This is a genomic window from Aeromonas sp. 1HA1 (genome assembly GCF_029237385.1).
Taxonomy (GTDB): Bacteria; Pseudomonadota; Gammaproteobacteria; order Enterobacterales; family Aeromonadaceae; genus Aeromonas; species Aeromonas popoffii.
On record NZ_JAACGC010000051.1, the window covers coordinates 1 to 22,729 of the forward strand.

The 22,729-nt window shown below is 60.4% G+C and carries 24 protein-coding genes and 2 pseudogenes; 12 read left to right on the forward strand and 14 right to left on the reverse strand.

What is annotated here, in order from left to right; translation table 11 throughout:
* A pseudogene (locus tag GWQ22_RS15150) lies at positions 1-166 on the reverse strand (IS110 family transposase); the annotation flags it as partial.
* A gap of 236 nt (positions 167-402) precedes the next feature.
* Here GWQ22_RS15150 and GWQ22_RS15155 point away from each other — a divergent pair.
* Positions 403-1,290, forward strand: coding sequence for a LysR family transcriptional regulator (locus GWQ22_RS15155; protein ID WP_108535370.1), 888 nt, complete (start codon positions 403-405; stop codon positions 1,288-1,290).
* 40 nt (positions 1,291-1,330) lie between these two features.
* Here the strand turns inward: GWQ22_RS15155 and GWQ22_RS15160 are convergent, their stop codons facing one another.
* The 4 genes from GWQ22_RS15160 to GWQ22_RS15175 form a co-directional block, all read right to left on the reverse strand.
* Positions 1,331-2,110 (reverse strand): TSUP family transporter, encoded by a 780-nt coding sequence (locus tag GWQ22_RS15160; RefSeq protein ID WP_275930823.1) that lies wholly within the window; start codon positions 2,108-2,110, stop codon positions 1,331-1,333.
* Positions 2,111-2,308: 198 nt separating this feature from the next.
* On the reverse strand, positions 2,309-3,076 hold the full coding sequence (locus GWQ22_RS15165) for a tRNA-uridine aminocarboxypropyltransferase (RefSeq protein ID WP_275930824.1): 768 nt from the start codon (positions 3,074-3,076) through the stop codon (positions 2,309-2,311).
* A 237-nt stretch (positions 3,077-3,313) separates the two neighbouring features.
* Positions 3,314-4,303, reverse strand: coding sequence for a D-alanine--D-alanine ligase (locus tag GWQ22_RS15170; protein WP_275930825.1), 990 nt, complete (start codon positions 4,301-4,303; stop codon positions 3,314-3,316).
* Between the two features lie 192 nt (positions 4,304-4,495).
* On the reverse strand, positions 4,496-5,104 hold the full coding sequence (locus GWQ22_RS15175; RefSeq protein WP_042034837.1) for a 2OG-Fe(II) oxygenase: 609 nt from the start codon (positions 5,102-5,104) through the stop codon (positions 4,496-4,498).
* A gap of 292 nt (positions 5,105-5,396) precedes the next feature.
* Between GWQ22_RS15175 and GWQ22_RS15180 the strand changes: the two genes are divergently transcribed.
* Positions 5,397-5,873, forward strand: coding sequence for a glutathione peroxidase (locus GWQ22_RS15180; RefSeq protein ID WP_042034838.1), 477 nt, complete (start codon positions 5,397-5,399; stop codon positions 5,871-5,873).
* A 217-nt stretch (positions 5,874-6,090) separates the two neighbouring features.
* Positions 6,091-7,494, forward strand: a complete 1,404-nt coding sequence (locus GWQ22_RS15185) for a DEAD/DEAH box helicase (RefSeq protein WP_275930826.1) — start codon at positions 6,091-6,093, stop codon at positions 7,492-7,494.
* Between the two features lie 275 nt (positions 7,495-7,769).
* Here the strand turns inward: GWQ22_RS15185 and GWQ22_RS15190 are convergent, their stop codons facing one another.
* From GWQ22_RS15190 to GWQ22_RS15205, 4 genes and pseudogenes are all read right to left on the reverse strand, one after another.
* On the reverse strand, positions 7,770-8,252 hold the full coding sequence (locus tag GWQ22_RS15190; RefSeq protein ID WP_275930827.1) for an ASCH domain-containing protein: 483 nt from the start codon (positions 8,250-8,252) through the stop codon (positions 7,770-7,772).
* Positions 8,253-8,307: 55 nt separating this feature from the next.
* On the reverse strand, positions 8,308-8,748 hold the full coding sequence (locus GWQ22_RS15195; RefSeq protein WP_275930828.1) for an acetyltransferase: 441 nt from the start codon (positions 8,746-8,748) through the stop codon (positions 8,308-8,310).
* Between the two features lie 32 nt (positions 8,749-8,780).
* Positions 8,781-8,942, reverse strand: a pseudogene (locus GWQ22_RS15200) (GNAT family N-acetyltransferase); the annotation flags it as partial.
* Between the two features lie 68 nt (positions 8,943-9,010).
* On the reverse strand, positions 9,011-9,856 hold the full coding sequence (locus GWQ22_RS15205; protein WP_108536746.1) for a DUF5718 family protein: 846 nt from the start codon (positions 9,854-9,856) through the stop codon (positions 9,011-9,013).
* A gap of 418 nt (positions 9,857-10,274) precedes the next feature.
* Here GWQ22_RS15205 and cyaB point away from each other — a divergent pair, with 418 nt between their 5' ends.
* The 5 genes from cyaB to GWQ22_RS15230 all read left to right on the forward strand — a co-directional run bounded on the left by cyaB (position 10,275) and on the right by GWQ22_RS15230 (position 13,857).
* On the forward strand, positions 10,275-10,817 hold the full coding sequence (gene cyaB / locus GWQ22_RS15210; protein ID WP_275930829.1) for a class IV adenylate cyclase: 543 nt from the start codon (positions 10,275-10,277) through the stop codon (positions 10,815-10,817).
* A 79-nt stretch (positions 10,818-10,896) separates the two neighbouring features.
* Positions 10,897-11,409: a DUF4823 domain-containing protein gene (locus GWQ22_RS15215; RefSeq protein ID WP_275930830.1), complete on the forward strand. Its 513-nt coding sequence runs from the start codon at positions 10,897-10,899 to the stop codon at positions 11,407-11,409.
* Between the two features lie 25 nt (positions 11,410-11,434).
* Complete coding sequence (locus GWQ22_RS15220) at positions 11,435-11,827, forward strand: NUDIX domain-containing protein (RefSeq protein ID WP_108536745.1); 393 nt, start codon at positions 11,435-11,437, stop codon at positions 11,825-11,827.
* Between the two features lie 179 nt (positions 11,828-12,006).
* Positions 12,007-12,513, forward strand: a complete 507-nt coding sequence (locus GWQ22_RS15225; RefSeq protein WP_275930831.1) for a GNAT family N-acetyltransferase — start codon at positions 12,007-12,009, stop codon at positions 12,511-12,513.
* Between the two features lie 225 nt (positions 12,514-12,738).
* A complete protein-coding gene (locus tag GWQ22_RS15230) occupies positions 12,739-13,857 on the forward strand; it encodes a glycerol dehydrogenase (protein ID WP_275930832.1) in 1,119 nt (372 codons plus the stop codon).
* A gap of 301 nt (positions 13,858-14,158) precedes the next feature.
* Here GWQ22_RS15230 and pdxY read toward each other — a convergent pair whose 3' ends face one another.
* The 3 genes from pdxY to GWQ22_RS15245 form a co-directional block, all read right to left on the reverse strand.
* A complete protein-coding gene (pdxY, locus tag GWQ22_RS15235) occupies positions 14,159-15,022 on the reverse strand; it encodes a pyridoxal kinase PdxY (RefSeq protein WP_275930833.1) in 864 nt (287 codons plus the stop codon).
* A 404-nt stretch (positions 15,023-15,426) separates the two neighbouring features.
* Positions 15,427-16,182 carry a DUF429 domain-containing protein gene (locus GWQ22_RS15240; RefSeq protein WP_212514904.1) on the reverse strand — a complete coding sequence of 252 codons (756 nt, stop codon included), beginning with the start codon at positions 16,180-16,182 and terminating at the stop codon, positions 15,427-15,429.
* Between the two features lie 78 nt (positions 16,183-16,260).
* Positions 16,261-16,824: a phaC PHA synthase gene (locus GWQ22_RS15245; protein WP_108536740.1), complete on the reverse strand. Its 564-nt coding sequence runs from the start codon at positions 16,822-16,824 to the stop codon at positions 16,261-16,263.
* A gap of 316 nt (positions 16,825-17,140) precedes the next feature.
* Here GWQ22_RS15245 and GWQ22_RS15250 point away from each other — a divergent pair, with 316 nt between their 5' ends.
* The 4 genes from GWQ22_RS15250 (at position 17,141) to ybcJ (ending at position 20,245) form a co-directional block, all read left to right on the forward strand.
* Positions 17,141-17,491 (forward strand): phasin family protein, encoded by a 351-nt coding sequence (locus GWQ22_RS15250; RefSeq protein ID WP_042034856.1) that lies wholly within the window; start codon positions 17,141-17,143, stop codon positions 17,489-17,491.
* A gap of 92 nt (positions 17,492-17,583) precedes the next feature.
* A complete protein-coding gene (locus tag GWQ22_RS15255) occupies positions 17,584-19,368 on the forward strand; it encodes a class I poly(R)-hydroxyalkanoic acid synthase (RefSeq protein ID WP_275930834.1) in 1,785 nt (594 codons plus the stop codon).
* Positions 19,365-19,769: a MaoC family dehydratase gene (locus tag GWQ22_RS15260; protein ID WP_275930835.1), complete on the forward strand. Its 405-nt coding sequence runs from the start codon at positions 19,365-19,367 to the stop codon at positions 19,767-19,769. Before GWQ22_RS15255 ends, GWQ22_RS15260 begins: the two co-directional genes overlap by 4 nt.
* Before the next feature lie 242 nt (positions 19,770-20,011).
* Positions 20,012-20,245 (forward strand): ribosome-associated protein YbcJ, encoded by a 234-nt coding sequence (ybcJ, locus tag GWQ22_RS15265; RefSeq protein ID WP_042034860.1) that lies wholly within the window; start codon positions 20,012-20,014, stop codon positions 20,243-20,245.
* 39 nt (positions 20,246-20,284) lie between these two features.
* On the opposite strand, the gene GWQ22_RS15270 is transcribed toward ybcJ, so the two are convergent.
* Together GWQ22_RS15270 and GWQ22_RS15275 are read right to left on the reverse strand one after the other, a co-directional pair.
* On the reverse strand, positions 20,285-20,758 hold the full coding sequence (locus GWQ22_RS15270; protein WP_042034862.1) for a DUF4442 domain-containing protein: 474 nt from the start codon (positions 20,756-20,758) through the stop codon (positions 20,285-20,287).
* Between the two features lie 155 nt (positions 20,759-20,913).
* Positions 20,914-22,665, reverse strand: coding sequence for an ABC transporter transmembrane domain-containing protein (locus GWQ22_RS15275; protein WP_042034863.1), 1,752 nt, complete (start codon positions 22,663-22,665; stop codon positions 20,914-20,916).
* Between the last annotated feature and the right edge of the window lie 64 nt (positions 22,666-22,729).

Here is a 22,729-nt window from a genome sequence, read left to right on the forward strand (position 1 = left end):
TGCCGCAGGCCTCCATGCCAATCAGACAGGCGGGTCGGTTGCTGAAGAACGGCACCACCTGCTCGCGTTTGAGTTTCTTGTTGAGGATCCGCTTGCCGTGCACATCGACGCAATGGACTTGGATGCAGGATTTTGCCAGATCGATACCAATCGTTGTAATGTTCATCACGGTCGCCTCTCTCAATCAGTGGAAAGTTTCATTCGCCACTTTGGCACGTTAGATGCCGTTTTGGGGAGGGGCGACCATTCCATTAGTTTGCTCGGCAATCTGGTGATCTTCACCCGCCCGTGCGGGAGTGGCGCTGACGGCCAGCCAAGGCGGTGAACGACACTTGCTCCTGAGACCATCAGCCTCTAAGGTAGCGCCATTCGATCTGCGTGATGGCACCACTAGGGGGCAAGATGTTACTGGAAGGGCTGGAGACGCTCAGCCTGCTGGCAAGCGAGGGTACCATGGCCAAGGTGGCCAGTCGCCTCTACATCAGCCAGTCGGCGGTGAGCAAGCGCATTGCCCAGCTGGAACAGCGCCTTGGCAAGAAGCTGATCGAGCCGGATGGCCGCCAGATCCGGCTCACCCCGCAGGCACGGGAGCTGCTCGACCGGGTGGCCCCGAGTCTCGCCGAGATGAAGGGAGTGCTGGCCGACAGCCAGACGCTCACCGATCTGACTCCCCTGCCCGTCGCCTGCTCCGAAACCCTGCTGGCAGGCTACCTCGCCCGCTTCATGCACGACTACCTTGGCCGCGATCCTCACATTGCCCTCTCCACCCATCACACCCCCGTGATCCTGGCGCGGGTGCGCAGTGGCGACGCCCTGCTCGGCATCTGTGCCGGACGCCTGCCGCCCGGCCACGGCCTGGGAGCCGAGCTATTGCTGGAGGAACCCTTCTATCTGGTGGGCAACGATCAGGCTGAGGGGATACCGGCAGATCAGCGGCCATTCGTGCAGGGTCAGGGGCACAGACGCAAGATCCTGACCATGGATCTGGATAACCCCTCCAACCGCTATCTGCGTGAACCCTTGGCGCAATTGGGCTTGGTGCCGGCCATGGAGCTGGACTCCTATCTGGCCTTGATCGAGCTGGCCAAGGCGGGCATAGGGCCAGTGCTCTTGCCGGCGGGCTTGCTGGCACTGGTGGGGGAGCCGGGAGAGAAGGCGCGCCCCTTGCCCGGTCTGGGGCGCCCACTGCACCTGGTCTACCGCCAGAGCAGCCTGAAGCGGGAGCGCATTGCCCGGCTGGTGAGTGCGCTGCGCGCGCAGTTTCGCCACCTCGGCGACGCGGCGCAATAACCCCACACCCGCGCGTGGGGCTGGCGGTCAATCTGCCGCCTCACGGGATCCAGGCAAACAGCTCGGGATACTGGCTCCACACCAGCTTGGCAGACATCAGCAAGGAGACGGTCACCAGCAGCGGCTTGATCAGCTTCACACCTTTTTTCAGCACCATCTTGGAGCCGAAACGGGCGCCGATAAACTGCCCCAGTGCCATGCAGAAACCGACACTCCACACCACCTTGCCCCCGAGGGTGAAAAACAGCAGGGAGGCGATGTTGGAGGTGAAGTTGAGCAACTTGGTGTGAGCCGTGGCCCGCGCCATGCCAAACCCCGCCAGCGCCACGAAGCCGATGGCAAAAAACGACCCCGTGCCCGGCCCGAAGAAGCCGTCATAAAAGCCCACCCCGCCCCCCACCAGCAGCGCAAACAGCATGGGGGTGAGACGGCGGGAGCTCTCGGCATCGCTCACCCTGGGGGAGAAGAAGAAGTAACAGGCAAATACCATCAGCAGAAAGGGCAGCAAACGCTCCAAAATGGCGGCATCTATGGTCTGCACCGCCAGGGTGCCGATGGCGGCGCCGATGAAGGTGCAGATCACCGCAGGCCAGATCATGGTCCACTCCAGCAGCCCCTTGCGGGCAAAGAACCAGGTGGCAGAGAAGGAGCCAAAACTGCTCTGCAGCTTGTTGGTGCCCAGTACCAGCGCCGGCGGCATGCCGGTGGCCAACAGGGCCGGCACGGTCAAGAGGCCACCACCGCCAGCAATGGCATCGATAAAGCCGGCGATAAGGGCCACCCCGAACAGGGCAAGCAGGGTTAACAGTTCCAATTCCATCCATAGGCCTCGCGAGATTGGGGTGCCCGGCACGGGGGCAACCCGGGTTTAACTGACTGAGTGAACGCGCCGGACAAGCAGGCGTGAACGCTATCCTAAAGGGCGCGCGGCCATGAGGCTAACGAAACAGTGGCAGCCAATTGATTCCTGATTTTCATCATTCTTGTTGGCCTCACCTTGTTTGTCCCTTCGCCGCCATCAGGCGACGCTATCGACCAGCACCTCAGTGAGAACGCCGCCCCTTATCGCGGCCAACGCCTGTTGCAGCTGCACTTCATCCTCACCCGGGGCCCGGCTTACGCGACCGGCCATGTAGCGGCGGCTGAACAGATTGAACCAGAGCTGCAACGCCTGCCCTGCCTGCAGCTGACCGGCCACCTCCAGCACGCAGGCCGCCACTTCGGCGGTGCAGAGGTGCTCGTCGCAGTTGGCGACCCGCATGCCATAAGTGGAGAGCGCATCCGGCCTGACCGCCAACACCGGGAAGCCATCCAGATAAGGGCTCATGTTGAACATCTTGCGTGCCTCGGGCCAGGTACCATCCAACAGGATGAAGAGCGGCTTCTTGCCAGGGGTGAGCGTGACCTGTTCGGTCACTCGCGCCGGGTTTTTCTCGCACGCGGGGAACACCACATAGGGCTGCCAGGCGGGATCGGCCAGCAGCGCCAACAGCTCTGGATGGGGCTTGGTACGCGACCAGAGGAAGGCCCAGGTGGTATCCGGCAACACATCGGCGATGAGGCGACCCGTGTTGGAGGGCTTCATGGGCTCGCTGTCATACATCAGCAGGCAGAAGCCGGCCTCGGCCTTGAGCTCGGGGCGCCATTCGCAGGCGCACCAGTCGCGACGCAGCTGACAGGCATCGCAGCGTGGCACTGTGCCGCCACGGGCGAGAAAAGGGCGGGTGGAGATGCTCTTGCGCCATGCGCGCAGGCGATTGACGGCGTGATCTGGGATTGGCTTCATGGGGCGCGGCTCGGGCGGTGCACTTTTGCGGAAAAAAAGGGGGCAGATTGTAACGAGCCGCCCGCCGCGCAGCAAGGCCCCCCATCCGGGACAAGCCGGGGTGTCGGCACATGGCCCTGCTCACGGATCTCACAAGGGGTACATATCTGGTTGTTCACCCTGCAAGCCATGTGATATCGCCAACCGCGATAACGACAGAGGGGCCCGTGGGCCCCTCTGTCGTTATCGGCAAGCCTGTCAGGCGGGCTTGCGCAGGATCTGCTCAAGGTAGTGGGCGAAGCTGTGACCGTGATGCTCCAGCAGTTTCGGGAACATGGAGATGGAGGTCATGCCCGGGAAGGTGTTGATTTCATTGAGCAGGATCTCCCCTTCGTCGGTCAGGAAGAAGTCGATGCGCGACAGATGGGTCAGTTTCAGCTGACGGAACGCCTTGAGGGCATAGTCGTGGATCGCATCGGCCTGCGCCTGGGTCAGGCCTTCAGCCGTGAGGCTGGTCGCCGTGTGGCTGGCGCTGCTGTACTTCTCTTCATAGGTGTAGAACTTGTCCTGCGGGACACAGATCTCGCCAGGATAGGTGGCAATGAGCTCGTCACCGAACTGGTAGACAGCCACTTCCAGCTCCCGTGGCTTGACCGCTTTTTCGATCAACACCTGCTCGGAGTAACCGAAGGCATCCTTGATGCCCTGCACCAGGTCAGCTTCGTTGCTGGCGGAGTAGCAGCCCACGGAAGAACCCTGGGAGGCGGCCTTGATAAAGACCTTGCCCCACTTGGCCAGCGCAGCTTTCGCCTCGGCAAGCGCCGCTTCATTTTGCTCGGTCAGGAACAGGTACGGGGTGTTGGGGATGCCGATGGCGGAGAGCCACAGCTTGGTGCTGATCTTGTTGAAGCAGATCTTGCTCGCCTCGGCATCGCAACCGAGATAAGGCAGGCCCGCCAGTTCAAGGAAAGATTGCAGATCGCCGGTCTCACCCGGGTAGCCGTGGATGCAGGGCACCACGTAGTCCACCGGACGGGCCACGCTGTCAAACGAGAGCAGCTTGTCCAGCCCCAGCTTGCACTCGCGGCCGTCGGCACAGAGCCAGCGGTCAGCGAACATCTCGACCCGGGTCACCTCGACGCCGGGCAGGAAACCGAGTTGTTGCTCGAGGAAATTGGCGCTGCGCAGAGAAACTTCGTGCTCTGAACCACCGCCGCCGCACAGCAGCAAGACATGCATGTTCTTCATTAGATGTGATCCCTTGGGAAAAGCGGCCTCGTCATGACCATTTGATAATCCAACCGTACTGAAAAACCGGACGAAGCCAAGTGCGGGCCAGTGTAGCAAGGGAAATAAAGCCTTGTCAGCTGATGGGCCCCCCATCCCTCGGCTCTTGGCCGTAAAAATTCCCCCGTGTGTCAAAAATTGGACGAAAAGGCGTCAGCGGGGCGGATCCAGGCGTCCCACGCCGTTGCCATTGACCCGAAACCAGCCGGCGATGCTGTAACGCTCCCGATTGGCGGGCAACACCTCGTGGGGAAACTCCTCCGACAGGAACAATACCAGCCGCCCCCCCTTGGGGGAGACATCCATCAGCAACTGCTCGTCGTTGTCGTAGACCCTGAGGACACCGCCCGCCTCCGGTTGCCAGTCGTTGTTGAGATAGAAGACCGACGTAAGGCGGCGGTTGGAGCGACCGGCGAAGGCATCGCGGTGGGTGGCATAGAAATCCCCGCTGCGATAGCGGGCGAAGTGGGCTTCGTAATCGAACAACCCCAGCATCAGCTGGCGGTTAGCGGCGAGGCGCAGGGATTCCATGCGCGCAAGATAGGCCGCCACCGGCGCACCAAGGTCGGGATCCAGCCAGTGGATCTGATCACGGCGAATGTCGGGGTTACCCTGATGCAGCGCGGCGCGGCCAATCCCGGCCGGTTGCCACTCGCACGGCAAACAGGCTTTGAGGGCATCCACGTCGGCGGCGGTTAAAAAATCATCCACTATCACCCATCCCCGGGTGTAAATGGCATCCATGACGGCTTGATCGTCCAAGGGTGACTCACAATAAGTGGAGAGAGGGCGCTTTTTAGCGACTTCCCGGTCAAGACACAAACCAGATTGCTTCTCCTGAGAAGTCCCACCATCAATACGCTATCCCACCACAGAAGGCGCCCTTTATCGTACCGGCCTGGTAGCCCTGTGATCCGGATCCACAAAAAGATGAAGACATGCCGCGCGAGAGCCATGGCGCAAACGGGGCACATGCCCCTTGCCCCCGCCGCCCTGGCCAGTTAACGTGCATGACAACCGCCCTGAATGGGCCCTATTCCCCCAGGAGTGCACCATGTCTTTGCCCGACTTCACCCTGCAACACCTCGACGGCTCCGAGCTCTCACTTACCGCCCTGCAAGGCCAGGTCATCCTGGTGGTCAACGTGGCCAGCCGCTGCGGGTTTACCCCCCAATACACAGGGTTGGAGGCGCTCTACCAACAGCTGGGACCCAAAGGGCTGGTGATCTTGGGCTTTCCCTGCGATCAGTTCGGCCATCAGGAACCGGGAGATGCGGACGACATCGCCCGCTTCTGCTCGCTGGATTACCCGGTGAGCTTCCCCATCATGGCCAAGTGCGAGGTCAACGGCGAGCACGCCCACCCCTTTTACCGCTGGCTGAAACAGCAAAAACCCGGGCTACTGGGGCTGGAAAACGTCAAATGGAACTTCACCAAGTTCCTCATCAACCGCGAGGGCAAGGTGGTCGCGCGCTTCGCCCCCCAGACCAAACCAGAGAGCCTGCTGGACGAGATAAGCGAACTGCTCTGAGACTCGTCACGGAACCAGACTCACACTGCGGCCCGGGCAAGTAATACGGCTACTGCGTGCAGGCCGCATATCTGCTATATTGCGCCCCCATTATCTTTTCTATGTTGTGGCTGGCTGCCAAGGTGGCCCGCTGCATCTTATGTTGTGGCAGACCAGGCGTTAGCGTATGTCTGTCACGCGTTGAGCCCAAGGCTCACCTCAGGAGTCTCTCTCGAACATGTCATTTAACGAACTGGGTCTGTCACCGCACATTCTGCGGGCCGTCAAGGAATTGGGTTACGAACAGCCAACCCCCATCCAGCAGCAAGCCATTCCGGCTGTGCTGGCAGGTCAGGATGTGCTGGGCGGCGCCCAGACAGGCACAGGCAAAACGGCCGGTTTCACCCTGCCCATGTTGCACCGTCTGCTGGCCAACCATGGCCGCGGTGGCCGTCGTCAGGTACGCGCCCTGGTGCTGACCCCGACCCGTGAACTGGCCGCCCAGGTGGGCGAAAGCATCATCAAGTACGCCCATCACCTGCCGTTTCGCACCCTGATCGCCTACGGTGGCGTCAGCATCAAGCCCAACCTGGAGGCCATCAAGCTCGGCGTCGACATCCTGGTCGCGACCCCAGGTCGCCTGCTGGATCTGCTGACCCAGCGCGCCCTCACCCTGACCGAGCTGGAAGTGCTGGTGCTCGATGAGGCGGATCGCATGCTCGACATGGGCTTCATCACCGACATTCGCCGCATCATGAAGGCGCTGCCGGAAGAGCGGCAGACGCTGCTGTTCTCCGCCACCTTCTCCAACGAGATCAAGGAGCTGGCCGACGATCTGCTAAAGAGCCCGACCCTGATCGAGGTGAGCCCGAGCAACACCACAGCCGAGCAGGTCAACCAGCGCATCATCAAGGTCGACCGCGAGCGCAAGCGCGAGCTGCTCTCCCACATGATCGGCCGCAATAACTGGCAACGGGTGCTGGTGTTCGTGCGCACCAAACAGATCGCCGACCGCCTTGCCCACCAGATGGAAAAAGACGGCCTCAATACCGTCGCCATCCACGGTGACAAGAGCCAGGGTGCCCGCAACCGGGCGCTGGCAGATTTTCGGGAAGGCAAGGTGCGGGTGCTGGTCGCCACCGACATCGCCGCCCGCGGTCTCGATATCGATCAGCTGCCCCATGTGATCAACTTCGAGCTGCCTCAGGTGGCCGAGGATTATATCCACCGCATCGGTCGTACCGGCCGTGCCGGTCGGGGCGGCGAAGCCATCTCCCTGGTCAGCCAGGATGAGCAGGATCAGCTCAAGGCCATCGAGTCCCTGATCGGCCTCACCATACCGAGCGAGATCCAGGCAGGTTATGAGCCGAGCGGCAAACCGACTCGCCAGACCCTGCCAGGCAGCAAGCCGGTACAAAACCCGCCGCGGGATCGCGGCCATGCCAACGCCAAGCACAATGCCACGGCGTCCGCCAAGGGCAAAGGCAAGCCGGGAGCCGGCAAACCCAAAGCCGATGGCAGCAAGCAACCGGCACCGGCGCGCCAGAAGGATCGCGGTGGCGTAGACGCAGGGCACACCCCGATGCGCCGCCTTCCCCGGGCCCAGCGCGACAGCTATCAGGACAACTCCAACGAGGAGTAAGGCCAGCCGTGAGCGGTCTGCACTGAAAAACAAAAAAACCGCCATTTCGGCGGTAATGCAAGTCAGTTAAGAGCATTTGAGTCCCAACCAGCAGGGGATAAGGGCTAAAAAGTGAGGGAGGCATGATGCCTCCCTCTTTTTATTGCATGCCAGTCAGGGCAAGGGTTGGAGCCAAATTGACTCTTTAACCATGGAACAGTTTTTGATATTCAATATCTCGAATATTTAGTCATAAAAATGCTTAACTGACTGGCATTAGCCTTTCGGCGGTTTTTTTATTGGCGGGATAGATCACGCGGAAAGACCTTTTCGAAGCGCTCCAGTACCAGCTCAGATTGCTCGGTAAAAGTGATACCGATCCCGGCTGCATAGCGGTTGAAAAAATCAAGATGGGCCTGTCGCCACCAGCCATAACTGCCATCACCCTCCCTTTCAGACTCGGCGAACTCGGGACTGACCAGGTGAAAGGGGCAAATGCTCACGTCTGTCAGCTTGATGATGCACACAGGTTCTTGCGCCCAATTCAGCACCAGACTCACACGACCGACCTTGGGCAAGCACTCGTTCTCCTGCTCATAGCCCGCCTTCAGACTGCACGAAGCTCGCTTGATGCCCGCGTCGATCAAACGGGCACACTCATTGGCATTGAACTCGTCGTCGCAGAAGTGCTCGACCACTATCTGGGGGATGGCTGCTCGCTCCGCCACATCGAGGGTTGCCAGATAAGCATCCAGAAACGCCTCCTGGATCGGGGTCATTTTTTCCTCCTTGAATAAAGCCTGTCAGGCACAGGCCCAACCTGAACCAAATCACTTAGCAGGATGCCAGCACCATATGCAACAGCGGATAGGGCTTGCCCTGGCCATCCAGTGGCGAGCGTCCCGTCATGACGAAGCCCATACGTTGGTAGAAACCGAGTGCCTGCCCATTCTGTTCGTTGACGTCCACCCGGGTCGCCCCTTGGCAGCTGATGGCATGGGCCAGCAGCTGGCGCCCGATACCACAGCCTCTTGCCTCGGGTGCGATAAACAGCATCTCGATATTGCCATCGAGCACACCGCAAAAGCCGACGATACCAGCGGCCTCATCCCTGGCACAGACCAGATCGACGGCGGCGAAATAGTGCTCCAGGAGCAGCGGCTTGAGGGCATCAATCTCAGCCTCTGGCAGAAAATGGTGAGTGGCACGCACCGAGGCTTCCCAGAGGGCGATCAGGGTCGGGTGATCCCGCGTATTTGCTTGTTCAATCTGCATGATATGACTCTTGTTATGTGGGACGGACAGCCTTACCAAGGAGTCTCGACTGTGTCACCGCCATCCGCTTGCTGGATGACAAATCCCTTCTCGATAACGACCTGGAAAACCAGCTGTTCATACAGTCGGTGGACCGCCTCCCGCCCTTCCCCCGACAACCGCATCACCTGATAGCAATCCTGTTGCCAGACGATGGCCACCGTGGGGAGCGGGATGGCAGGAGGGCGAGTCTTCCCCCGCAGACACGGGGGAAGGGGGGACATCAGCGGGTCTTGACCGCCTGCAGCAGGACTGACACGTCAGGCCCGAACTGGCGGCTGCGAATGGCGTCGCGGATGTCACTTTCGCCATAGCGGCTGGCCGGATAGACCAGCACGCAGGCGGTGTCGCCCGGTTTGAGGAAGTGGGTCTCGCCAAAGGGGGTATAACGGGTAGCCCCTATGCTGATGAGCGCATGGGACGGGTAGCCAGCCTGAGCCAGCAGCCCCTGGATATGCTCCGCCGGGCCCTCATCCTGCTGATGGTTGAACTTGTCGATGGCCCAGTCCAGCAGCTGTTGATGAAAATAGCTGTAATCGACGGCAGCGCTGTCTACCCCATAAGCGTGCAGCTCGCCGTCACGCTCAAGGTAACAGGCGATGCGATAGTCATCGAGCTCGCAACCGGCTGCGAAATGGGAAAGTGGCAACAGATTGGCCGCCAGCCCCTTGCTCTCTTCCCCCCAGTTCTTCTTCTCGCTGATTTTTTTGGCATTGGGACGACGGATGGAGCAGTCGTTGTAGGCACCAAAGGCACGGGGATGGATGGCCGCCACCTGAGTACCCGCATATTCCAGCTCGCACCAGAGCACCACTTCCGGCTCGATCTGCACCTTCTCGTCACCGCTGACCGCCGCCTCTGGCAAGAAGATCGCCTTCTCGCTCAGGGGAAAGACACCGAGCTGGCCCGGATGACCCGGCACATAAAAGGGGAACAGCGCCTTGGGTGCGCTGGTGTCACGTACCACCACAGCCACGAAATCCGAGGCTTCTCCTGCCTGCTCCAGATGACCGGCGAAATTGCCCGCCACCCCGAGTCCGATAAACTTGCTCTCTGTTGTCACTTGCATCTGATCACCTGCATCTTGCCAAAGGACCCACCCAACGGGATCCGCTACCACGAAAGTGGCAAGGATTAAACCACAGTGGCTGGCCCTCGCCCAGCCCGGACGCCCCATCCTGTGCGCCAGCCCGAACTTTCCGGCGCCCATTGGCGACTCTCTAACCAGGGACCCACCACCTGTTAACACCCGTTTTTCATTCTCTCTCTTGCTGACAGACTGGCGGCCAGCCGAATCACTGACAAAAGCAATCCGCCGATCAGCAACGCCTGCAGAAAAGCGCTCTGCTGGAAAATCGCAAAGCGCAAACGAGCCCGACGGGAAACAGATCGTTTTCACCTCCAGCAAGGCTGATCCCTTGGCCCAACCCGTCAACTTTGGTAGGCTGCCGTCCAGCAAACGCCAGCAGCTTACAAGGACAGCCTCAATGTCACAGGATCATTTTCAGGGCCGCTATGAAGTCGAATTCAAATATCGACTGGATGACAGACCCGCCTTCATCTCCGCGCTCAAGACGCTGGATCCGGAAGTCATGCTGGAAAACAATCTGGAACAGGACAGCTACTTCGACACACCGGAACCTACCCTGGCCAGAGAGGGCAAGAGCTTGGTGATCCGTACCATGCAGCCTTCCGGCATAAAGCTCTGGATCGTCAAGGGGCCCGAGCGGGATCGCTGCGAGGCGGTCAATATCACGGACGCCGACAAGGCTGCGAGCATGCTGCAGACCTTGGGTTATCAGCAGGTGCTGGCCATCAGCAAGCGGCGCAGCATCTACTTTGTTGGCCCTTTCCACGTCACTCTGGATCACTTGGACGGGCTCGGCGATTTTGCCGAGCTGGCCATCATGACCGATGACGAAGATCGGTTGGAGGAATATAGAGCCGAGTTGGAGCATCTGGCGATAAAGCTGGGCTTGAAGCAGCGAGAATATCGATCCTATAAGGAGTTATGTGAGCTTAATCAATAAGTTATATTTTTAACTTTGGTATAAAAATCACACTTTATCTAAAAATCAAAAAACAACTGATTAAACAAAAGAATGTATTTTGAAGCCCTATCTCGGTGCCCTTTTTTCCTTGCTTGCTGTCGGCTGCAGCTCGACCTATCAACAAGCCGATGTACAAACGATGACTAATAAACTCGATGCCAGTCAGGGGGTACTCATTTCGCAACCCCAAGATGGGTCATATGAAACTACGCAGTATCAGAATTCGGGACAAATGACAGCCCAGGCAATCTATGCTGCATTTTCCAAGAAAGCCCACAAAGTCGAGATCACGACCAGTTGTCATGGAGATCCTTGCCTGAACAACATTGAACCGACTCAGTTCAGATATTATGTGAAACCCGTCATTCTACATTGGGAGAAGCGGGCAACAGAATGGTCTGGAAAACCGGATGTAATTGAAATTCAGGTAGTTATCTACGACACAATGAGCAAAAAGAGCATAGCAAACAGCTCATTTAAGGGAAAAAGCAAATGGGCTACATTTGGTGGCGATCATCCACAAGATCTACTGCCTGAACCGACCGAAAAATACGTGAATGCTCTCTACTGACCATTTCAACCACCGGGACAAAACCATGATCGACAAACTCGCTTGGCTGACCTTCCAGGATCAGCAACTGCTCTGCGCCCGCTCCCATGGCAAGGCCATCTACTACATTCCCGGCGGCAAACGCGAGACGGGAGAGAGCGATGAAACTGCGCTGGTGCGGGAAATAGAGGAAGAGCTGAGCGTGACCCTGCAAGCCGACAGCCTGCGCCTTGCCTGCGAGTTCCGCGCCCAGGCCGATGGCAAGCCTGAAGGCGTACAAGTCCGATTACGCTGTTACACCGGCGAGGCCAGCGGTACGCCTGTTGCATCGGCCGAGATCGCCGAGCTGCGCTGGCTCGACAGCCGCCATCTGGCCGAGATCTCCCCCGTCTCACGCCTGCTGTTTGCCTGGCTGGCAGAGCAGGGGCTCATTCGCTGAGGCATAGCGCAGGCAGGCAAGCGTGATCCGGCGCAACCAACTGGGGCCTTCGGCTTGAAATCGGCGTCAGAAACGGCGAGGCTAACCAGTCATGCGCGGTAAAACACGGATACCTTATCTCTGTTTGCCGCACAGCGGCGCATGCCCGCTGTCGTGACCACGTTTGACAAGGACTCTCGATGGACATAGTTGAGGTTGATTCCACCCTGGGCATCAAGCCTGCGCTCATCACCCTGCTGCAAGACAGCGTGGCAAGCGGCGCCTCCGTGGGATTTTTACCGCCGCTGACGGAAGAGCAGGGGCTGGGATACTGGCAAGGGATCGAAACGGAGCTGGCGGCAGGCCGCCGTCGGCTCTGGGTCGCCTTCGAGCAGCATCAGCTGGTCGGCGCCGTGCAACTGGCGCTCTGTACCAAGGCCAACGGCCGCCACCGGGCAGAGGTGGAGAAACTGATGGTACACAGTCACGCCCGTGGCAAGGGGATCGGCCGCGCCCTGATGGCAGCCCTGGAGCAAGGGGCCCGTGACGCCGGGCGTACCCTGCTGGTGCTCGATACCCGGGTCGGCGATGTGGCTTCCCGCCTCTATCGCCAGCTGGGCTATCAGGAGGCTGGCCAGATCCCGGACTTTGCCCGCAGTGCCGACGGCAGCCTGGCGGCCACCCTCTTCTTCTACAAGCCGCTCTGAGTTTCCCCTGCAAAGATGGCCTTGCGCCCTGCTCCCAGAGAGGGTGCATGCTTGCCATCGGCATCTGATTGCCCCGAGCAAACCATCAAACAGGCGCCTTGATTAATTTAATCGAAAGATGAGTCCCACTCTCCCTTCACCTGATGGCGGACGAGGCGTATGGTGTGCAAGAAAGACCCGTTTGCATACCAATCGGGTACCACTCACAGCCTTGAGGAATCCTGCATGCCTATTCTGCCTCGTACCGTCACCTCCCCAAAAAAATTCATCATCGGCCATGACCTTCTGCCCCAACTCCATGATCATGTGAAAGATTTTGGCGACAACGCCCTGCTCGTCAGCGACGAGTTCATCCTGGAACGGGTGCGTGAAGAGGCGCTGGCCGGCCTGCTGCAAGCAGGCTTGACGGGTGCGGTCGAGAAGTTCAACTACGAATGTACCGACATCGAAATCCGCCGCCTCTGCGATCTCGCCGAGCAGCAGGGCGCTAACGTGATCGTCGGGATCGGCGGCGGCAAGACCCTGGACGTGGCCAAGGCCGTCGCCTTTTATCTGCGCCGCCCCGTGGTGCTGTTCCCCACCATCGCCTCCACCGATGCCCCCTGTACCGCGCTAGCGGTCATTTACAATCAGGCGGGCGAGTTCGAGCGCTATCTGTTTCTGCCCCAGAACCCGGACGTGGTGATCGCCGACACCGCCATCATAGCGGCGGCCCCTGTCCGCTTCTTCGCAGCCGGCGTGGGGGATGCGCTGGCCACCTATTTCGAAGCCCGCGCCTGTTATCGGGCCGATGGTATCAACCTGGTGGGCAAGCGCCCCTCCCGTACCGGGCTTGGCCTGGCCCGGCTCTGCTATGAACTGCTGGGGGAGAATATCGAGATGGCGATGGACGCGGTGCGCCATCAAGCCACCACACCGGCGCTGGAGCAGATCATCGAGGCCACCATCTACCTGAGCGGGGTCGGCGCCGAAGCCGGTGGTCTGGCGGCGGCCCATGCGGTCAACAACGGCATGTCGGTGGTGCCCGAGCTGCACCGTGCCCAGCACGGAGAGAAGGTGGTCTTCGGTCTGCTGACCCAGCTGGTGCTGGAGCGCGCCCCCCAGGCCGAACTCGACGAGGTGATGCGCATCATCCATGTCGCCGGTCTGCCCATGACACTGCAGGAGATGGGGCTGACCCGCTTTGTCGAGAGCGAGTGGCGCAAGGTGGCAGCGCTTGCCTGCGATCCCCTCGACACCATGGGCAACATGCCCATGGCCGTGAACGGGCAGGATGTCTACGGCGCCATGATCGCGGCCAACGCCATGGCAGAGCGCTATCGGGCACGCTACCCCCACCATTGATCAAAGATAAAACGCCACCGGATCAACAACGACAAGGCCAGCCGTGTGGCTGGCCTTGTCTATTGCGTCCAGACCTGCTGGGATGCCCTTCCCCACGGTGGAGCACTATCAGGCGGTGGCACAGAGCCAGGGGACCGGACCAGGCCAGAGCACCGGGAGCTCATAGCAAACAGTCAGGGCCCGCTGGTCACGCATCCCTCCCCCGCTGGGCCTGGCACTGACATAGCCATCTAACCCATGCGGAATCACCAGCTGGACTATCCGGATGATCACGCCACCGGGTTCGTACAGGGAACCCGTATCAGGCCAGCCGCTCGGCCCGTGCCGTGATCACGGGCTCGGCAAATGCCGCCTGCGCCGTGATCAGCTGCAACTCATAAGCCTGTGCCTGCCAGGTGTGCAGCAGCACAGTATCCACAGCCGCATTGGTGCGTTCAAACGACGTCACGGCATCAAAGCCCGCCTGCAGATTGGCCAGCATCAGGGCACTGATGAGATCCCCCACCCCCACCGGCTGACGGGCAAATTCATAGAGCGGACGGGCGATCAGATAATCCCCATCCGGGGTAGCCAAGAGCATCTCGAAGCGACCCGGCTCGCGAGCGGCGCGACCCAGATGCTTGACCAGCACCATCTTCACCCCCCGGGCCAGCAGCTGATGCGCCGCAGCCCGTGTCTGGACCAGATCCGCCAGGTGCGTGTCACACAGTGTCTCCAGCTCCAGCAAGTTGGGGGCCATGATGTCGGCCACCGGCAGCACCTGCTCGGTGAGAAAACGGGTGACGCCGGGGGCGACTATGCACCCTTTCTCCGGGTGTCCCATGACGGGATCGCAGAAATAGATGGCATCAGGATTGGCGGCCTTGACCGCAGCCACCACAGTCAGGATCTCGTCCCCCTGCTCGGCAGAGCCCAGATAGCCGCTCAGCACGGCGTCGCACTGGCCCAGCACCTCGATATCCCCCAGCCCCTTGCACAGGGCACTGATGTGACCGGCAGGCATCGCCATTCCCTGCCACCCTGCCGCGTATTGGGTGTGGTTGGAAAACTGCACCGTGTTGACGGGCCACACCTCCATGCCGAGACGGCGCATGGGAAACACGGCGGCGCTGTTACCGGCACAGCCAAACACCACGTGGGACTGGATTGAGAGAATGCGTTTCATCGACATCACCGCAGAGAAGAGTCAGGGGAAAGGCGCAATATATCGGATGAAGATATTGAACTTCCACTTTTGTGCAGCACAAAGCCGTATTTGGCCTTAAAAACTGCCCACGGAAGGTCCATTTGCCCAACCAGCCTCTCCAGCCACAGTCGCCGCGGCTTTCTGCCTTGCCAGATGTGAATCGGATAAGGGGTCACGGTTTATGCTTTGTGAGGTGGTTTCAGCCATCTTGTTTGATGGCATATGAGCGTAATAAAGCAGCGCAGCACGTGGCCAGTGCTGACGGGGAAGAGAATAAGATCCCGGTGGGTAATCAGCTGATATCAGCACCTGCCAGCCAGGCGTGGCGGGCGCAGAGTGAGAAGAGGGAAAAATCCGCTGTCACCATCAGGCCCACCTTCTGCTCAAGGGCGCGCGAAGTGATAAACCCAGCCTTCATCCAGTGCCATGTCAGCGGGGGGCTGTATCAGGGTCGGCAACAGAGACACACTCCCCTTGGCGGCATATTGCAGCGCCATCAGGGCGCAGATCGCAGCATCGTAGCGATCCGTACCCGTCACCAACTCTGCAGGCAGATGGGGTTGCAGCTCGGCCCTGACCGCAGACGCCTTGCCACCCACTTTGGCCAGAGCGGGATAGACCTCCAGCACGGCGCGATCGGCCTCTGGTTGCTGCCTGGGAACCAGTTGCAAGTCCGCCAGCCTGGGCAGTATGGCGAGCGCCAGGGTGGCGTTGTTGCCAAGCCGGTCGAAGGTGGCAGAAAGGGGCTTCTTGCCATATTGCTGGTGCAACCAGCGCTCACAGTCGCGATAGGCATAAGGGTTGTCTATCTCCCGCTGCGGCACGGCGCACTCGGTCGCCCTCCCTGCCAGCAGATCGCCCAGAGCGCGTGGAAACGCAAGCGGCGCATCGATCCCCAACGCCAGCTGCGGGCAAGCTAACACCTGCATCAGGTTCATCTCATCTTGCAGCGCCGGGCGCAGCAAGGCATCCAGATCCGGCGCCACCCGCGAGCTAAGCCGGAACAGGGGCGACACCCCAAACCAGTGCAGGCGTTGCTCGCGCGCCTGCCAGCCCACCACAGCCACCGCCTGGGCATTGCCCTGCCAGCCTCTCACATCCCAGCCGATACCGATGGCGTCCATGTGTTCCATTGTCATGCCCGTGTCACCTCTGCGCACTATCAATGAAGCACAGGGTAATGGCTGCGTCCCTTAAAGCAAGGCCAGGCGCACGCCTTAGAAGGATTTCTTGAAATTGATCAGCGGCAGTATCGGGAAAATGCCGTTCTCGGCGTAGTTGGCCAGGCCTATCTGCAACCCGTCCAGATGCTTGGTGGCGTTGATGAACCCCAGCTGGAAGGTGGTGCGCTCGGCATAGTTGACGAAGCCCACGTTGGCCAGGGCATTGCCCTTGGCGATGTTGACGGCGCCCCAGTTCAGGCCCTGTACATTGTTGGTCAGGTTGACGAAGCCAAAGTTGATCCCCCTGTCCTGTCCCTCGTGCCAGTTGACGGCGTTGATGGCCACCCCATTGAACTGGTGGCGCACCCGTCCGGCACCGAGGAAAACGCCAAGCTGCAGGCCGCTGAACTGATCCACGTCGGAGAGGGCCAAGATGGGCAGGTCTATCCCCTTCACCTGACCAGTGCGGCCATAGAGAAAGGAGGCCCTGACACCTTCGACCTGATGGGAGGCGGGCAGATTGACACCGGGCAGCGAGACCTGGATGGGTGTGCTGGCATGGGCAACACCACCCAGGGCAAGGGAGCCGCAGGCAAGCAGCAAATAGGCAGGTTTCATCGGGGCTTTCCTTCACAATCAGAGAGAGGCCAGCCTATCAGCACTCGCGTGCGGGAACGAGGCCAGGCCAGCGCTGCTGCGTCACTCCCCGTCTGAATTCATTCGCATAAACTGGACAAACCAGAGTCAAGTTTTAAGCAAAAATTAACATTTATATTATTTACACCAAGCCTCATTTGGTAACACAATACCGAAACGTACGTTTGAACAGAGCAAACGACACGTAACGACTTAAGGATGTAGTCGAACGGATGTAACCGAAGAATGGGCCTGTCGGCCTGTTGCCATACCCTTCTGTCAACCACGGAGACACGCGATGAATATGGACGTAATCAAGACCTTTACCGAGCAGATGCAAGACTTTGCTGCCCCCCTCACCCGTTATAACCAGCTGCTGGCCAGCAACATCGAACAGCTGACCCGGCTGCAGCTGGCCTCCGCCAATGCCTATGCCGAACTGGGATTGAGCCAATTGCAAGCCGCTGGCAAGGTGCAGGATGCCCAAAGCCTGGCGGCTCTCGGCACAGTGCAGCTGGAAACCGCCAGCCAGCTCTCCCGCCAGATGCTGGATGACATCCAGAAGCTCAATACGCTGGGTCTGCAGTTCAAGGAAGAGCTGGATACCCTGGCGGCCGACGGCATCAAAAAGAGCACGGGCAAGGCCTGATATCCCCCGGCTGCCCGGTGCGGGCAGCCACATCTCCCCATGACCCGACACGACAGGCTCGCCCTGCCACGGGCGTGGGTGAAGGAGAGAACATGAGCCAATCATCTTACGGCCCGCTGTTCGAGGCCCTGGCCCACTATAACGACAAGCTGCTGGACATGGCCAAGGCACAGACAGAGCGTACCGCGCAGGCCCTATTGCAGACCAATCTGGACGATCTCGGCCAGGTACTGGAGCAGGGCAGCCAGCAACCCTGGCAACTGATCAACGCCCAGATGAACTGGTGGCAGGATCAGCTCAAGCTGATGTTGCACACCCTGCTGAAAAGTGCAGGCCAGGAGAACGAGCCGGTGATCACGCCGGAGCGCAGCGATCGCCGCTTCAAGGACGACGCCTGGCGTGATCAGCCCCTTTATGACTACCTCAAGCAATCCTATCTGCTGACTGCCAGGCACCTGCTGGCGTCGATAGATGCGCTGGAAGGGTTGCCCCAGAAGACCCGGGAACGGCTGCGATTTTTTACCCGCCAATACCTCAATGCCATGGCACCCAGCAATTTTCTGGCCACCAACCCCGAGCTGATCAGACTCACTCTGGCATCCAACGGCCAGAATCTGGTGCGCGGACTGGCCCTGCTGACCGAAGATCTGGAGCGCAGCGCCGATCAGCTCAACATCCGCCTCACCGACGAGTCCGCCTTCGAACTGGGGCGGGATCTGGCGTTGACGCCGGGCCGGGTGGTGCAGCGCACCGAACTCTACGAGCTTATCCAGTACAGCCCAACCACAGAGACGGTGGCCAGGACGCCGGTGCTGATCGTGCCGCCCTTCATCAACAAGTACTACATCATGGACATGCGCCCCCAGAACTCTCTGGTCGCCTGGCTGGTCGCCCAGGGCCAGACGGTATTCATGATCTCCTGGCGCAACCCGGGAACAGATCAGGCCAATATCGATCTCGACGACTACGTGGTCGATGGGGTGATCGCCGCCCTGGACGGCGTGGAAGCAGCCACCGGCGAGCGCGAGGTGCACGGTATCGGTTACTGCATCGGCGGCACGGCCCTGTCGCTCGCCATGGGCTGGCTGGCGGCGCGGCGCCAAAAGCAGCGGGTACGCTCTGCCACCCTGTTCACCACCCTGCTTGATTTCTCCCAGCCGGGGGAGATCGGCATCTTCATCCACGAGCCCATCATAGCGGCACTGGAGGCCCAAAATGAGGCCAAGGGCATCATGGATGGACGCCAGCTGGCGGTCTCCTTCAGCCTGCTGCGAGAGAACAGCCTCTACTGGAATTACTACATCGACAGCTACCTCAAGGGGCAAAGCCCGGTGGCATTCGATCTGCTGCACTGGAACAGCGACAGCACCAACGTGGCGGGCAAGACCCACAGCAGCCTGCTACGCCGTCTCTATCTGGAAAATCAGCTGGTGAAGGGGGAGCTCAAGATCCGCCACACCCGCATCGATCTCGCCAAGGTGAAGAGCCCTGTACTGCTGGTCTCGGCCATGGACGATCACATTGCCCCCTGGCAGGGCACTTGGCAGGGCATGAAGCTGTTTGGCGGCGAGCAGCGCTTCATCCTGGCCGAATCGGGTCACATCGCCGGCATCATCAACCCGCCAGCGGCCAACAAGTACGGTTTCTGGCACAGCGATGCGAGCAGTGACACACCCGCCGCCTGGCTCGAGCAGGCCACCCATCAGAGCGGCTCCTGGTGGCCACAGATGGCCGCCTTCATCCAGGCGCGAGAGGAGGAGGCCACGCCTGTGCCCGCCCGCATCCCGAGCGAGGGACTGGAAGCGGCACCCGGCGGCTACGTCAAGGTGCGGCTCAACCCCGTTTTTGCCAAGCGTCCAGAGGCGGAGCTGGCATGAGCCCACTCCCCTTTGAAATTGGGCAAAAAGCCAGCCTGACCAAGCGCTTCGGCGCGGCTGAAGTCGGGGCCTTCGCCGGCTTGTCGGAGGATTTCAATCCCCTGCATCTGGACTCGGCCTTTGCCGCCACCACGCCGTTCGAGCGACCCATTGTGCACGGCATGCTGCTGGCCAGCCTCTTCTCGGGGCTGCTGGGCCAGCAGTTGCCGGGCAAGGGCACCGTCTACCTGGGGCAGAGCCTCTCCTTCAAGCAACCGGTGTTTGTGGGGGATGAGGTGACGGCCGAGGTGGAGATCATCGCTCTGCGGGCCGACAAGCCCATCATCACCCTGGCCACCCGCATCGTGACGGCGGCCGGGGCCCTCGCCGTGACTGGCGAGGCGGTGGTGAAGTTTGGCTAAGTGCTGATCACAGCCCCCTCCTTCAGCCCGGCCCCGCCGGGCTGAATTTTATAGATCCCGCCCTGATGACGGCGGATCTCCTCACCCATTCTTTCCTCGCCTGCTCGCCCTGACGCGGCCCCCCTCTCATTGGCCGCCGGCATTGCCTGAAGATAGACGCCCTAGCCCTTTCATTGACGGCCCGAACTGCCTAGAATAACCGCCCTGCTGTTTCAGCCATTCATCCATCTAGAGGATTTCCCATGGAGACGTTTCTGCTCGAAGGCCACCCCTTCGTTGCCTTGTGTGACCTTATCAAGCATCAGGGCTGGGCCGATTGTGGCGGCGCGGCCAAGGCCCTTGTCGCCGATGGTCTGGTGGAAGTGGACGGCCAGATTGAAACCCGCAAGCGCTGCAAGATAGTGGCCGAGCAAGTGGTCAACTTCAATGGCATGAAAGTCGTGGTGAAAGCGGGTGTGAGCCCGGAGATCCTCTGATACTGGCTTGAATAAGGGCGCCGACGCGCCCTTTAGCATTCAGCTGGCCTTGATCGACAGGGTCAGCACGAAGCGCGCCATCGCCTCATCTCCGTTCAATGACGGACAGGTGGCCACCACCTGGATGGGGCGATTGATGCGCTGACCGCTCGCCAGCGACTCGTCGATCATGGCGTCAATCTCCTCCCCCGCCGCGCAGTCAAACTGCACGTCCCCTTCGGGCCGCTTCAGAAACTCCCCCTGCACATCCTTGAAGGCGAAGTGCACCTTCTTGCCCCTCGACCGTCCCTTCTCCATCACCAGCAGGCCGCCCACCAGATCGGCGCCGGTCGCCAGGGCACCAAAATACATGCTGCCCAGGTGATTGCGGGTACGCCAGCCAAGGGGAATGCGAATGCACAGCGCCTTGGCGTCCATCCGTTCGATAACGGGGGCACAAAAGCCGATGACGGGAATATAACGCCAGGCAAACAGCCGTAGCGCCATATTGGCTTTGAAACGTTGCAAGTCCATATGCGAACTGATCCGATGAGTTAATGTAAACAGCATGTTGCCATGCAACCCCCTGCTCTACAAGGTTGCCGAGCACGCTTCTGCTGCTTGTCGGCGAACACAAAAAAGAGAGGTGACCCTGGGGCAACCTCTCTTTTATACGACTGGCCTCGCCATCAGGCCCGCTTCTCTTCCAGCCAGGCCCCCTGGCTCTGCATCTCGAACAGCTGGGCGTAGTGCCCTCCCTGCGCCATCAGCTCACCATGAGTGCCCCGCTCGTTTACCTGGCCACGGGAGAGCAGCAGGATCTCGTCGGCATCGACTATGGTCGAGAGCCGGTGGGCGATGGCAATGGTGGTGCGGCCACGGCGGGCCGCCGAGAGCGCCAGGGAGAGCGCCAGCTCGGTCTGGGAGTCCACGCTGGCAGTGGCTTCATCCAGAATGAGGACGCGCGGATCGCCGACCAGAGCACGCGCAAACGAGAGCAGTTGGCGCTGACCGGCGGAGAGGTTCTTCCCCCCCTCCTCCATCAGGGTGTCCAGCCCATCTGGCAGACTCAGCACGAAATCGGCCAGCTGTACCTCGGTCAGCGCCTGCCAGAGCCGCGCCTCATCGAGGCCGTCACGGCCCAAGCGCAGGTTTTCCGCCAAAGTCCCAACGAAGATAAAGGGATCCTGCTGCACCAGACCTATGCTGCGCCGCACCGCCGCCAGCGACAAGGTGTCCATGGGGCGATCATCGAAACGAATGGTGCCCTGATCCAGCGGGTAGAAACCCATCAGCAGGCTGATGATGGTGGACTTGCCACTGCCGGTGTGGCCCACCAGCGCCAGCATCTGCCCGGGGTGCACGGCAAAGCTGACCTCGCGCAGCACCTGTTGCTGACCATCGTAGGAGAAGCTCACCTTGTCAAAGCTGACCCGCCCCTGCAGGGACTGGGTCTCGCCCTCAGTGCTCTCACGGGGCTCGTCAAGCAGGGCAAATACCCGCTCCCCGGCCACCATGGCCTGCTGCAACTGGTTGAGCTGGTTGGTCATCTCGATCAGCGGCTCAATCATGCGACCCAAATAGCTGATGAAGGCGTAGAGCACCCCCACCTGGATAGCGCCGCCCGCGTTCAATCCTTCGTGAGCAAACAAGGCGAGCAAGCCTATCAGCACCATCATGTAGAACAAGTCGATGAGGGGGCGCAGCAAAATACCGTTGATCTTGAGGCCCTTGAGCCGCGCCGACCAGTGCTGCTGGTTCACCTCGGCAAAGGCGTTGGCGAAGTGGCGCTCCTGCACCATTGCCTGGATAACCGGCATCCCCTGCAGCGACTCGTTGAGGCGACTGTTGATCTCGGACAGCAAGCTACGGGTCGTTCGCACCACGGGCACACTCAGTTTCTGGTAGAGCCACATCACAGCGGCCACTGCCGGTAACAGGAAGGCGCACACCAGCATCAGCCGCATATCCAGCAGGGCCATGGAGATGAGGATGCCGCACAGCAGCACCACCTTTTGCACCAGCAGGCCAATCACCTGCACATAGAGGTTCATGATCGCCTCCGTGTCGTTGGTGATGCGGGAAATCAGCGAGCCCGAGCGATGTTTGTCAAAGTAGCGGGCCGGCAAGCGTATAGCAGTGGCAAATACCTGCTCGCGCAAGGTTTGCACCACTGCCTGGGCGATGCGGTTAAAGCGCAGGGATTGCAGGTAGAAACCCGCCGCCGAGAGCACCTGCAGGCCGAGATACCCGGCCGCAATGGCGGCAATGGCGGGCCACACCAGCTGACGCGGCGCCAGGTAGTCATCGATGAAGAGCTTGATGAGCAGGGGGCCCGCCACTTCGGCACCGGTGGCCAGCAGCAGGCAGATCCCTGCCTGAATCAGCCAGCGGGGATAACGGGCACAGTAAGCCAGCAGGCGTTTAATCGTTGGATTCACAGGCGCCCCCCACATCTTGTCCCAGACGTAAATAACGGGTTCAGCAAGACCACCAGCCGCCGTT